Origin of the sequence: Janthinobacterium aquaticum, from assembly GCF_009208565.1 — a bacterium.
In the GTDB taxonomy this organism is placed as follows: Bacteria; Pseudomonadota; Gammaproteobacteria; order Burkholderiales; family Burkholderiaceae_D; genus Janthinobacterium.
Genome location: NZ_WFLK01000006.1, coordinates 285791 through 298543, shown reverse-complemented (window position 1 = coordinate 298543; position 12753 = coordinate 285791). Strand labels below are relative to the sequence as shown.

13 protein-coding genes are annotated in these 12753 nt (G+C 61.9%); 4 read left to right on the top strand and 9 right to left on the bottom strand.

The features are described from left to right. On the top strand, positions 1 to 320 hold a 320-nt coding region (locus tag GCM43_RS12505), incomplete at its 5' end, for a transposase (protein WP_152244683.1). Positions 321 to 346: 26 nt separating this feature from the next. Here GCM43_RS12505 and GCM43_RS12500 read toward each other — a convergent pair. The 3 genes from GCM43_RS12500 to GCM43_RS12490 form a co-directional block, all read right to left on the bottom strand. Next, a complete protein-coding gene (locus GCM43_RS12500) occupies positions 347 to 913 on the bottom strand; it encodes a DUF3617 domain-containing protein (protein ID WP_152244681.1) in 567 nt (188 codons plus the stop codon). A gap of 130 nt (positions 914 to 1043) precedes the next feature. Beyond that, a complete protein-coding gene (locus GCM43_RS12495) occupies positions 1044 to 2591 on the bottom strand; it encodes a TerC family protein (protein WP_152244679.1) in 1548 nt (515 codons plus the stop codon). Positions 2592 to 2673: 82 nt separating this feature from the next. Then, positions 2674 to 2904 (bottom strand): hypothetical protein, encoded by a 231-nt coding sequence (locus tag GCM43_RS12490; protein ID WP_152244677.1) that lies wholly within the window; start codon positions 2902 to 2904, stop codon positions 2674 to 2676. 335 nt (positions 2905 to 3239) lie between these two features. Here GCM43_RS12490 and GCM43_RS12485 point away from each other — a divergent pair, with 335 nt between their 5' ends. Further along, on the top strand, positions 3240 to 6065 hold the full coding sequence (locus GCM43_RS12485) for a M16 family metallopeptidase (protein WP_152244675.1): 2826 nt from the start codon (positions 3240 to 3242) through the stop codon (positions 6063 to 6065). A 116-nt stretch (positions 6066 to 6181) separates the two neighbouring features. Here the strand turns inward: GCM43_RS12485 and GCM43_RS12480 are convergent, their stop codons facing one another. The 4 genes from GCM43_RS12480 to GCM43_RS12465 form a co-directional block, all read right to left on the bottom strand. Beyond that, a complete protein-coding gene (locus GCM43_RS12480; protein ID WP_152244673.1) occupies positions 6182 to 6862 on the bottom strand; it encodes an OmpA family protein in 681 nt (226 codons plus the stop codon). Positions 6863 to 7032: 170 nt separating this feature from the next. Continuing rightward, the gene (locus tag GCM43_RS12475; protein ID WP_121670992.1) at positions 7033 to 7179 is read right to left on the bottom strand and encodes a lmo0937 family membrane protein; all 147 of its coding nucleotides are present in this window, start codon (positions 7177 to 7179) and stop codon (positions 7033 to 7035) included. Positions 7180 to 7368: 189 nt separating this feature from the next. After that, positions 7369 to 7644, bottom strand: coding sequence for a hypothetical protein (locus GCM43_RS12470; protein WP_152244671.1), 276 nt, complete (start codon positions 7642 to 7644; stop codon positions 7369 to 7371). 241 nt (positions 7645 to 7885) lie between these two features. Beyond that, positions 7886 to 8548: an outer membrane lipoprotein gene (locus tag GCM43_RS12465; protein ID WP_226929462.1), complete on the bottom strand. Its 663-nt coding sequence runs from the start codon at positions 8546 to 8548 to the stop codon at positions 7886 to 7888. 230 nt (positions 8549 to 8778) lie between these two features. Between GCM43_RS12465 and GCM43_RS12460 the strand changes: the two genes are divergently transcribed. Then, positions 8779 to 9534, top strand: coding sequence for a Crp/Fnr family transcriptional regulator (locus tag GCM43_RS12460; RefSeq protein WP_413770954.1), 756 nt, complete (start codon positions 8779 to 8781; stop codon positions 9532 to 9534). Between the two features lie 140 nt (positions 9535 to 9674). Here GCM43_RS12460 and GCM43_RS12455 read toward each other — a convergent pair whose 3' ends face one another. Both GCM43_RS12455 and GCM43_RS12450 read right to left on the bottom strand, forming a co-directional pair. Beyond that, positions 9675 to 9893 (bottom strand): glycine zipper 2TM domain-containing protein, encoded by a 219-nt coding sequence (locus GCM43_RS12455; RefSeq protein ID WP_152244667.1) that lies wholly within the window; start codon positions 9891 to 9893, stop codon positions 9675 to 9677. A 185-nt stretch (positions 9894 to 10078) separates the two neighbouring features. Then, entirely contained in the window at positions 10079 to 12076 is a 1998-nt protein-coding gene (locus GCM43_RS12450) for an AsmA family protein (protein ID WP_152244665.1), read from the bottom strand. 268 nt (positions 12077 to 12344) lie between these two features. Between GCM43_RS12450 and GCM43_RS12445 the strand changes: the two genes are divergently transcribed. Further along, on the top strand, positions 12345 to 12749 hold the full coding sequence (locus tag GCM43_RS12445) for a DUF4398 domain-containing protein (RefSeq protein ID WP_152244663.1): 405 nt from the start codon (positions 12345 to 12347) through the stop codon (positions 12747 to 12749). Positions 12750 to 12753 lie beyond the last annotated feature (4 nt).

Sequence of the window (12753 nt, the reverse complement as noted above, 5' to 3'; positions counted from 1 at the left end):
ACACGGAACGCTTCGACAATGCCAAGCAAGCTGTAGCATTTGCCGGTCTCGATCCGCGTCAGCATGAGTCGGGATCAAGCGTACGGGGTAAGCCACGCATGTCAAAGATCGGCCATAGTTTCCTGCGTAAGGCTCTTTACATGCCGGCCATGGTGACCGTCCACAGGACCGCTTGGGGAAAGCAGTTCGGTCAACGACTTAGCGCTGCTGGTAAGGCGCCGAAATTGATCATCGGCGCCATGATGCGCAAACTGGTACACGTGGCATTCGGCGTGCTCAGGTCAGGAAAAATATTTGATCCGACCTTGCACGCCGCTTGACGGGGATAACAGTATCTACGGGATATTCAGCGTGCTGGCACCGGGCACGCCGCCGCCAGCCATGTCCCCGTGCTGTTGACCTTTACCTGCTCGGGCGTGCCACGCGCGCTGGTGACCACGTTTAACTGCATCGTAAAAGCGCGCTCGCCCTGCAACGTCAGCTTGCCTTCGCCGCTGGACTTGGGATTGCTGCAGCTGAAAGACACATCGAGGCCATCTGGCGTGGGGGCGTTGTTCGAACTGCAGTTGCCAGGCTGGCCGGTAGGAATCTGGCGGCGGGCGGCCATTTCGGGCGTGACGCAAGCGGTGACGCGCACGGCGCCGTCGGCGTTTACGGTGGGCATGGCCATGCCATTGCTGGCGGCCATGCTTTCCAGCTGCTTGCGCTGTTCCGGCGGCAGATTGCCCAGCTGCTGCAGCACCATCGACATGGCGCTGTCGGTAGCCACGTCAGGCGAGGCCATCTTGCTGTCGACCTGCCACCAGCCGGGCTTGATCAGCGGCTTGGCCGGTTCTGCATGAGCGGGCGCGGCGAGAACGGCGCAGCACAGCAGGCCAAGTCGCAAGAGGGGAGAGAGGGGGGAGTTGGTCATCGGGGCGTCTCCTGGTGGCTGCTCGAAAGTAGCCACCAGCATACGCCACGACAGGCGGCGCACGTTTGCCGCCTTGTTACAAACTGTGAACTGCAGGCATCACACCGCGGCTCACAATGACGGGCTGCAGTTACAGGCTCGTGTCTGGCTCGATACGGCGCACGTCAACGCAGGCGATGCGCCGTTCGTCCGCTTCCAGCACCTCATAGCGCATGCCGTCGAGCTCCAGCACTTCGCCCACGGCCGGCATGTTTTCAAAGTGTGCCAGCAGGAAGCCGGCCAGCGAGTTGTATTCGCCGTCTTCGCTGACAAGGGTTTCCTTGTCGAACACCTGCTCCAGATAATGCAGGTCGGTGGCGCCGTCGACGCGCCAGTGGCCCGTTCCCAGCAGTTGTACGTCGGGCTGCTCGTCTTCGTCCGGGAACTCGCCGGCAATCGCTTCGAGAATGTCGATCGGCGTCAGCACGCCCTGCACGGTGCCAAACTCATCGACCACCAGCACCGGCTGGCCATGCGAGCGCCGCAACGTTTCCATGGCCCTCAGCACGCCGGCCGCTTCCGGCACCACGATCGCTTCGCGCATATTGGCCGTATCGATCTGGCCGCGCGAAACCAGGTCTTCGATCAGGTCCTTGCTGCGCGCCAGGCCGACCACATTGTCGAGGTCATCGTGGCAGACCGGAATCATGCTGTGCGGCGTGTCGCGCAGCAACTGCAGCATTTTTTCCTTGCTGTCGTTCAGGTTGACCCACGACACATCGCCGCGCGGCGTCATCACCGAACGGATCGAGCGTTCGGCCAGCGTCAGCACGCCCGACACCATATTGCGCTCGGCCACGCCAAAGGCGGACACATCGGGCACGGCTGGCGCTTCGTGTTCTTCCACCGCCTCATGCTTCCTGCGGCCGCCAAGCAGGCTCAGCACAGCTTGCGCGGTGCGGTCGCGCAGCGGCGTGTTCGACTGCAGTTTCAGGAAGTTGCGGCGCGCCAGTTGGTTGAAGAACTCGATCACCACCGAGAAACCGATGGCCGCATACAGATAGCCTTTCGGAATATGGAAGCCCAGGCCTTCAGCCACCAGCGACAGGCCGATCATCAGCAAAAAGCTCAGGCACAGCACCACCACCGTCGGGTGCGCATTGACAAAGCGCGTCAGCGACTTCGAGGCCAGCATCATCACGCCGATCGAGATAATGACGGCGGCCATCATCACATACAGGTTTTCCACCATGCCCACCGCCGTGATCACGGCGTCGAGCGAAAACACCGCATCGAGCACCACGATCTGCGCCACCACCAGGCCAAAGCCGGCGTAAACTTTCGAGCCCGGTTCGGTATGGGTCACGCCTTCGAGGCGCTCGTGCAGCTCGGTCGTGGCTTTGAACAGCAGGAACAGGCCGCCGACCAGCAGGATCAGGTCGCGTCCCGAGAATGTAAATTGCCAGACTGAAAACAGCGGCGTGGTCAGCGTGACCAGCCACGATATCAGCGTCAGGAGGCCCAGGCGCATCACCAGCGCCAGCGTCAGGCCCAGCACCCTGGCCTTGTCGCGCTGATGCGGCGGCAGTTTTTCGGCCAGGATGGCGATAAAGATGAGGTTGTCGATGCCCAATACGATTTCCAGCACGACCAGCGTCAGCAGGCCGACCCAGATTGTCGGGTCAAGTAACCATTCCATTGTGTATTACCTTGTCAGATCAAAAAATTTTCAAGCTTGCCGGGGCAGCGGGGCGCCCGGCGCGTAAGTGAAGCAGGGTGACTCAGATGCGAACGCGTGGCGGCCGCGTGGCGGGCCACACGTCCGCTTCGGCAAGTGCGCCGGGTCCCGCCTGCCAGATGATGGCGCAGAAAGGCGCGGCCTGGCGCGAGGATGGGTACAGCGTAATGGGGTCGTTGTCGCATTCCTCCACATCGTCCGGGTCCGGTGCGGAATCGGCGGCATGCGCCGGGTCGCCGGGCAGATCGGCGCTGGCGGCTGTGTCGGCGAGCAATGGGAGGGGGCTGGCGTAGGCCATGCTGGCGAACGCTTGGGGCAGAGCGATGAAAACAAACAGGCAAAGCAGGACGAGTGCTCGTCTCATATACAGGCAGATAGTTCTGGAGCGACCGAGTATAGCACGCGATCATGACACGTTGATGATCTGGCGGCCTGAGGGGCTTGCGTTATTGATAAGTAGAGCGTAAATTGCATGGCAGTAATTATTTCTCTGACCGGCGAAGACGCAGCGCCAGGGCAGCGGCATCGTTACGTCAGCCGTCAGGGCCGGCGCTTGCGCCAGCCTTTGCTATCAACCACGTACTGTTATCACCTCGTGAGGATCTTGCATTGAAACCCATAACCGCTCTTCTGCTTGCCGCCGGCATCCTGTCTCCTGCACTGGTGCTGGCCGCCACCCCTGTCACGCCTCCGGTCAGCGCCGCCAAGGTCCAAAAGGCTGGCGCCCTTGCTGCACCGGTCAAGGTGACCTCGGTAGAAGGCATTACCGAATACCGGCTCGGCAACGGCCTGCGCGTGCTGCTGTTTCCGGACGCCAGCAAGCCGGTGCTGACCACCAATATCGTCTATATGGTCGGCTCGCGCCATGAGAACTATGGCGAAACGGGCATGGCGCACTTGCTGGAACACCTGCTGTTCAAGCCGAGCGCCAATTTCGGTATCAAGAAGGGCAGCAAGACGCCGGTCGAGATCCTCAATTCCACCGGCGCGCAGTTCAACGGCACCACCTGGTATGACCGCACCAATTACTATGCATCGTTCCCGGCCAACGACGACAACCTGCGCCAGATGCTGGCGCTGGAAGCCGATCGCATGGTCAATGCCGCCATCGACCAGAACGATCTGTGGAACCCCAAGACCAACAAGGGTGAAATGACGGTGGTGCGCAACGAGTTCGAGATGGGCGAGAGCAATCCGATCCGCGTCACCGCCGAGCGCATCCAGGCCGTCGCTTTCGACTGGCACAACTATGGCAAATCGACCATCGGCGCGCGTTCCGATATCGAGCACGTCAATATTCCACGTCTGCGCGCGTTTTATCACAAGTACTACCAGCCCGACAATGCGGTGCTGATGGTGGCGGGCCGCTTCGACGAAGCCAAGGTATTGAAGCAGATCAGTGATTTGTTCGGCAAGATACCCAAGCCTGCGCGCGTGATCGAGCCGACCTACACGGCCGAGCCGGTGCAGGATGGCGAGCGCTCGGTTACCGTGCGCCGCAGCGGCGGTACTCAGTTCGTGGGCGCCGGCTACCATGTGGCGCCGTCGGGCAATCCGGACGCGGTGGCGCTCGACGTGCTGAGCCATATCCTGACCGATGCACCATCGGGCCGCCTGCACAAGGCGCTGGTGGAAAACAAGCTGGCCAGCAAGGTCATGTTTAACTCCGTCAATAATCTGGAACCGGGCTTCAATCTGTTTGGCGCCATGGTGCCGCTCGACGGCAATCTTGACGCCGCGCAGGATGCCATGCTCAAGGTGCTGGAAAACCTGAAGTCGCAACCGGTGACCGAGGCCGAGGTGGCGCGCGTCAAGCAGCAGCTGAACAAGCAGATCGAACTGGCGCTGGCCAATACGCCGCGCCTGACCATCGAGCTGACCGAGTCGCTGGCCGCCGGCGACTGGCGCCTGTTCTTCCTGCAGCGTGACCAACTGGACAAAGTCACGGCCGCGCAAGTGCAGGCCGCTGCCGAGAAATACCTGAAAAGCTCGAACCGCACGCTGGGCCGCTTTATTCCGACCGATGCGCCCGACCGCACCACCGTGCCGGCCTACGCCGACGTGGCACCGCAACTGCAGGGCTATACCGGCCGCGCCGTGGTGGCGCAGGGTGAAGTATTCGATCCGAGCCCGGACAATATCGAGGCGCGCACCGAGCGCTTCACCTTGCCAAACGGCCTGAAAGGCGCGCTGCTGCCGAAGAAAACCAAGGGCAATACCGTCAGTGTGGTGATCAAGCTGCATTTCGGCACTGCCGACAGCCTGGCTGGCAAGTCCAGCGTCGGCACCTATACGGCCGCCTTGCTGTCGCGCGGCACCGAGAAACTGTCGCGCCAGGAAGTCAAGGACAAGTTCGACCAGTTGGGCATGCAGGTCGGCATCAGCGGCGGCGCCGAAGGCGTGACGGCCATCCTCAATGGCAAACGCGACAAGCTGCCGGCCGCCATGGACCTGCTGGCGCAGGTGCTGCAAACGCCGGCCCTGAGCGAAACCGAGTTCCTGGAACTGCAGCGCGAACGCGTCGGCCGTGCCGAACAGGATCTGCCGGAGCCGATGCCGCTGGCCTCGAACGCATTTACGCGCCTGATCGACGCCACGCCGGAAGGCCATGTGCGCCACGTGAAAACCCTGCCGGAACAGCTGCTTGACTGGAAAGCGGTCAAGGTGGCGGACGTCAAGGCATTCCATGCAGCCTATTATGGTTCCGCCGACGCTGATTTTGCCGCCGTGGGCGACTTCGATCCGGTGGCCCTGAAGGCCCAGGTGGCCAGCCTGTACGGCAACTGGAAAGCGGCCCAGCCCTATGCGCGCATTGCCGATACGGTCAAGCAGGTCAGCGGCCAGAAGGTCAGCCTGGAGACGCCTGACAAGGCCAACAGCGTGCTGTTTGCGATCCAGCCTTTGTCGCTCAAGGATGATGCGCCGCAGTATCCGGCGCTGGTGATGGCCAACCATATGCTGGGCGGCGGTGCGCTGCGCAGCCGCCTGGCCGACCGCATTCGCCAGAAAGAAGGCTTGTCGTATGGCGTTGGCTCGCAACTCGATGTGCCGTCGCGCGATGCTGCCGGCTACTGGCTGGCCTATGCCATCAGCGCGCCGCAAAATAGCGTCAAGGTGGAGGCGGCGCTGCGCGAGGAAATCGCCAAGGCGCTGGCCGAGGGCTTTACCGAAGCGGAACTGGTCGAGGCGAAAAAAGGCTGGCTGCAATCGGAAGAGGTCAGCCGCAGCCAGGATGCATCGCTGGCGCGCACCCTGGCCGGCTACCTGGAAGATGGCCGCACCATGGCTTACGACAAGGACGTGGAAGCCAAGGTGGCGGCGCTGACGCTGGCGCAGGTCAACCAGGCCCTGCGCGACTACGTCAAACCGGCCGCTGTCTCGGTGGTCAGTGCCGGTGACTTTGCCAAGGTGGCCAAGGACGCTGCAGCAAAATAATTAAGCAGGTCGCGATGTAAAAAAGCCGCCAGCAAGGTAACTTGCTGGCGGCTTTTGATTTTTTACAGCATCACGACGTCGAACCGCGCCGTCGCAGCAGGCGCGGTTCGATGTCATCATCGAGGCGCCATTTCTGCTACGTAGATTTCCACGCGACGATTGCGTGCACGGCCGGCATTGTCGGCGTTCGAGGCAATCGGCTCGCGTGCGCCGCGGCCTTCAACCACGATGCGCGTTGGCGATACACCGCGCATGGCCAGGTAGTCGCGCGTATGGGCGGCGCGTTCAACCGACAGCGGCTGGTTGATCGAATCGCTGCCGGTGCTGTCGGTGTGGCCGATAATGCTCACGGTAGTATTCGGGTTTTCATTGAGGGTGGAAGCAAAACGGTCCAGGATAGGACGGAAATTGCCCTTGATGTCGGCGCGGTTGGTGTCGAACGAGATATCGCTGGGGATTTCCATTTTCAGGCGGTTATCGGCCGTTTGCGTCACTTGCACGCCGGTGCCTTGGGTTGCCTGTTCCATGGTGCGCTTCTGGTTTTCCATGCGGTTCGACCAGATATTGCCGGCAACTGCGCCAGCGGCCGCACCGATCAGCGCGCCGCCGGCTGCACGGCCGCCGCCGCCACCGCCGGTGGTCGCGCCGATCAGTGCACCGAGGCCAGCGCCCACGCCGGCACCGGTAGCGGTGCCGCGCTGGGTGCCGGACATATCGGCGCAGCCGGACACGGCCAGGGTCAGGGCCAGCACGCTGGCAATGGTTTTGATGCCAGGAGCGGTTTTGAATGGATTCATGGATTTTCTCCTTGTGTTGTTATGGGACATACTCGGGGAAGACATTACTTGCATACGTTACTGCAAAAAACGCACACTGGCCAGTGCATGCAAAGACGGCGCCCGTTTGCACGTGCGCCGCCGCCAGCTATTGCTGTGTTATTGCTTCAGTCTGCTGGCGACCGAGCGGTCTATAAACCGCGCCCGCTAATCAGACGCAACAGAATCATGATCACTGCCACGACCAGCAGAATATGGATGAAGCCGCCGATGGTGTAGGAAGTAACCAGGCCCAGCAGCCAGAGAATAATGAGTACTACTGCGATAGTGTAGAGCATGATATTTCCTCCGTTGGTAAGTGGTGATGGCGGCAGCTGTATCGCTGCTGTCATCGATTGATATCAATCGTTTGTGCCATCATTCAGCCGTTTGCACTACCATTTGAAGTGGTGGTGCTTCACGTTGATGCCATGGTTCGATTGTCTACTTTGTTTCCCAAAAACTCTGTTCGCTGCCGTACACAACGCTTAATTAGCCTGATGTTTGGCAGTGCCACTGACATGTGCCGGCGCAGGCTCGAGCTCGGCCATGCCGGGAATCCAGGCCAGCATGCCGGCCAGGCCGACCGTGCCGGCCAGGCAGCTGAGCATGCCGCCGGTCAACAGCATCATTACCCCGTACACGGGCGCGCCGGCATTGCCAGGCGCCAGGTCCAGTGCGCAAAAACCCAGGATGGTGGCCAGCATGCCGCCGCCAATAAAGCACAGCCAGATTTTTTTGCTGCCGATTCTGTCTTGATCCATATCGCCCCCTGTTGGTGAGTCTGCATCGTTATAAATTTCCTGAGTGCATAATCTCCTGCCAGCAAGGTTTGATCTGTGCGCCAACGAACATGATCAAAAAGAAAAGGCTCTGTCACCAGCGAGTGTGGGATACCTGTATGCAGCGCTGCCTGCCTGCCGCAGCAAAACCCACACGTTTCAGTGACAGAGCCAAAGAAAACGCCCGGACCAGCCGGGCGTTGTGCTTGCTCAAAGCGTTACCTTAACCGGCGCGCAAGCCGCCATTGACGATGCGCACGCGGTCGCCCTGGCGCCAGCCGGGCGCGGCGCTCTGGTGCACGGTACGCGTCTTGCCGTTGTCCAGGCGCACCACGATGTTGTAGCTGCGCGTGGCGCGCACATTGCCTTCGATCTGGTTGCCGGCGACCGCGCCGCCAATCGCGCCCAGCACGGTGGCCACCTGCTTGCCGTGGCCGCCGCCAACCTGGTTACCCAGGAGGCCGCCTACCACCGCGCCGCCAGCCGCGCCCACGCCGCTGCCCGAGGCGCGCGTGTTGACTTCATGGATCGCTTCGACCACGCCGCAGTTATTGCAGACCTTGGGCGCCGGTGCCGGCGCAGCAGCATATTGCGGCTCAGGCTGTGGAGTCGGGGCAGGGGCCGGCGCGGGTGCGCGCACTGGTGCTGGCGCCAGCGCGTTGGCCGTAACGGGTGCTGCTGCAGCTTGCGCCGCCAGCGGCTGTGGCGCAATGGTCTGCAGGCTGGCCAGCTGTTCGTTAGAGGCCGCGCTGTCGAGGCGCTGGCTGTCGCCGTTCGACGAGGGCAGCCAGCCCAGCAGGGCGGCCGTGCCGACGCCGCAAAACAGCAGCACCGCGACAGCGGCGGCAAGCATCAACGGGTGCAGAGGTTTGGTGGTGGTACTCATGATGGACTCCTTTGTTGACAGGTCTGTCATATGTTATGGGTTATGAAATCGTTCTGGAAATCTGTATTGGCGCCTTGCAAGCGGCGCTTTATCCGGGCGTGTTCGCAGTTTGCGTTGCGGTGTCGTTCGCTTCCGTGCGTCACCGTACATACAGGCGCAGGGTAGCCCCTTACTCTTGGTAAAAATTATGTCGAGATGTAACGACACCAAGGAAAAAGGCAATGCCATCAATGACCGCCACCATTAACCTGCCGCGCGATGCAGGCCGTTCCAGCGTGGCCCATTACGCTGCCGGCAACCGCCTGCTGGCCAGCTTGCCGGAGTCCGACCTGCGCCATCTGTCAGCGCAGATGCAGGCCGTCACGGTTGACGTGGGCGAGGTGCTGTATGAACCAGGCCGGCCCATCGATTATGTGTATTTCCCGGGCGACTGCCTGGTTTCGCTGCTGGCTGTTGCCGAAGGCCGCATGACACTCGAAGTGGGCTCGGTCAGCCGCGAAGGCGTGCTGGGCGCGTCAGTCGCCCTCGGCAATGACCTGGCGCAAGTGCGCGCCGTGGTGCAGCGCTCGGGCAGTGCGCTGCGCATCGCGCGTGCCGACTTCTGCGCCGAGTTCGCCCAGATCGAATCGCTGCAGCGCCTGCTGTACCGCTATACCGACCGTCTGCTGGCCCATGCCATTCAGATCGCTGTCTGCAGCCGCTTCCATGTGCTTGAAGCACGCCTGGCGCGCTCACTGCTGATTACGCGCGATCGCCTGCAGTCGGAAAAATTTCATCTCACGCATGAATTCCTGGCCCATACACTGGGCGTGCGGCGCGTGGGCGTGACCAAGGCAGCGAGCGCGCTGCAGCAGCAAAAACTGATTACCTACAGCCGCGGCAATATCGAGATCCTCGATTCAGCCGGGCTCGAAGCGGTCTCGTGCCGCTGCTACGAACTGGTCAAGGACAGCGACACGGCCGGCATGGCCAATGTATTTGTCTGAATTGCATCATCGATCATCGCGTACTATGCCATGCGCGATGGTGCTGCCACTGCCACTACCATTGCAGGCGTAAAAAAGCGGGGCGGACACCGAAATGTCCGCCCCGCTTTTTTACTGCCCGGCAAGCCGGGCAGTACGAATTACTTAGGCTTGACCTGGTTACCGATCACGCCGCCAACTGCTGCGCCGCCGACTGCGCCGACAGCGCTGCCGCCGGTCAGTACGGAGCCGGCAACGGCGCCAACGCCTGCGCCGATGGCGGTGTTTTTATCCTGGCCGGACATATTGGCGCAAGCCGTCAGGCTCAGTACCAAAGCGGCGAGGGAGGTGGTAGCGGCGAGTTTTTTGATCGTTTGCATGATAGTTCTCCTATAGATTCGGTCTCTGCGGCGCCGGCGTGGACTGGGCCGGAAATAAGTTCATGGAAATGCTGTGTTGCGGTGCGCCGCATTCTTGTCAGGCACGCTTGAAGATTAATGCAGGAGCGCAAAAAGGTCTGTTCGACAACGCACATACGGCTGTAACAAATGTAAATGCCAGGTAGCTACCTGCGTGGAATGGCCAGCCGGTTTTTCTCGCGCAGATTGCTGCGCAGGACGGCGCAATCGGTGTCTTCGCCGGTGCCGCCTTCGACCAGCGGCAACAGCGCAGCAAACGGCGCCACGCCGGCCAGCGCCAGTGCACTGCCGGCGCGCAGCGCCACGCCGCCGGTGTCGACACTCACTTGCGGACGGCTGAAGCTGCCATGCACCTGCAGTGGCGAGCGCAGCGAAAACAAGCGCCAGCTTTTGCTGTCAGGCTGCAGCGTCAGCGCCAGGCGTTCGTTGGCCAGATTGATATTGCCGGTGACATCAATCACGGCGTCATCGGTATCGACTACGAACTGGCGTGTTTGCATCAGGCCTTTTTTGACGGCAAAGTCGGCGGCCATGCAGTTGAGCCTGACCTGCTTGTCGCCGGCCAGCCTGGCCATGATCACGCTGCCCAGGTTCAGGCCCATTTCTTCGAGCAACACCTTGCTGATGCTGCCGTGCTGGACCAGCGCGCTCACTTCACCGTTGGACTGGCCCAGCACGCCGGCGATCGATGTGCCGTTGCCGGCAAGCTTGACTTCGGCATGCAGCACGCCCTTGCTTGACTTGAGCGCGGGTACGCGCGGAAACAGTTCGCGCACCTGCAGCCGGCGCGCACTGGCCTGTATCTGGCCGGCCACGCCCTGGCCCGTGGCTTTGCTGCTGGCGTCAAGGCGCAATTGCGCGCGCAGGGTGCCGCCAGCAATATTGAAGTTCAGCGGCGACAGCGCCAGCACACCATCTTGCAGCACGATATGTGTCTCGACCTGGCTGATCGGCAGGCTGGCGTCGCGCGTGATGCGCTCGGCCGTGTAGCGTACGTCGGCATGCAGGCTGCGCCAGTTTTCGGTATTGAAGGTTTTATCAGGCAGCACGCGACCGGCAGCGCGCTTGCCCTGGTTTTTATCGACGCCGACCAATGGCCCCAGGTCGCGCACTTGGAGCAGCTTCGAGTGCACGGTGCCCTCTAGCGTGTTGTGTGGCTTGCCGCCAGTATAGGTGACGCTGCCGCTGATATCGCTGGAGCCGACCTTGCCGCTGAAGCGTTCATACAGCCACTTGCCGCCGCCTTTGTCCGGCGTGCCGCGCAGATGGCCTTCGGCGCTGAATGGCGGCGTTTCGGGCAGCAGCACGCCGGTCAGCGCATACAGGCTGGCCATGCTCGGGCCCGATACCTTCAGGCGGGTATCAATCACCGGTTTCTTGTTTGCATTACGCTCTGCTGGCTGCAGTTCGCCGTCGATGGCCAGCGCCGTATCGCCCACGCGCAGGTCGGCCAGCAGCGGGAAGGGCTGGCCGGTTTTCAGTGCCAGCACGCCGCCCGATTTGCCGCTGCCACTGACCGCTTTGCCGTTGTAGCTGCCCGTGATGCGCCAGGCCAGGCCGTAGCGCTGGTCGTTCGCCAGCGGATCGACATCGGCACGCACTTGCGCCTTGCCGTCGATATCGTTGAAATAGGCCGTGCCTTTGCCAAAGACCACGCCCTGTATATCGACATGCCATGGCGAATCGGGGTGCTGCTGGGTAAAGGTCCAGTTATTGCGGCCGTCGGCACTGTGCAGCAGATGCAGTACCGGCTGCTCGAAGCGCAGCTGCGGAATCGTCACCTGCTTGCCCAACAGCGCCAGCGGATCGAGTGCGAATGACACCTGCCTGGCGCTGGCGGAAGCCTGCAGCGGCTGGCCGATACCTTTTGGGTTGCCCATGCGCACGTCCTGCGCCTGCAGATGCGGCCAGGGCAGGGCGGCACGCCAGCCGCGGCCGGTGTCGCCATCCGGCTGGCGCCAGTGCAGCGTCAGGTCGCCGGCAATCGTCAGGGGCCGGCCCAGCGCCGCGCCGACCTTGTCGCCCAGCCATGGCCGGGCGCGGTTCCAGTCTGCCACCGATAGGGCCAGCACCGCGCAAGCCGGTATGGCAAGCATAGCACTGGCGCAGACGAGGGCAATGGTGCGGCGGCGTGACAAGGGCATGCGGTGCTTTCAGGAGTATGAGGATGACAAGTTATAACACGGCGATGCTACAGCAAAGCGCCTGCAGGGCGCGTCTTGCTCGCGGCCAACGTTCGCTGGCGCACACTCGAACGGCCAGTATTGTCGATTCTTTACCGTATGTGCGGCAGCGTACTGATAGCGCCGGGTGGGTGGCCTATAACGTCTACATCGAGCTTGAATCTGCAACAGCTTGAACAACAGGCAGTCCCCGAAAACTTTACTCAACATGTTCTCCAGGAGAAAAAAAATGAAAAACAGAGATCCTTTGAAATTCCCCCTGAGCGCCCTGGCTGCATGCGCCGCCGCCGTCGTGCTGATGACCGGCTGCTCGAGCATGAAAACGCCGGCCACGGCCGATGTGGCCGTCTCGCGCGCCGCTGTCGATAACGCCGCCAGCGCCGGTGCGGCCGAACTGGCGCCCGATGAAATGCGCGCTGCCCGCGAAAAAATGATGCGTGCCAACCAGGCGCTGAAAGACCGTGACTACAAGCTGGCACGCGACCTGGCCGACCAGGCACAGGCTGACGCCAAGCTGGCGCAAAGCAAGGCCAACTCGGTCAAGGCTACCACCGCCGCCAACGAGATCAATGAAAACATCCGCGTGATGCGCGAAGAGCTGGACCGCGCCAACAGCCAAGCCCCTCAACAATAAAAAC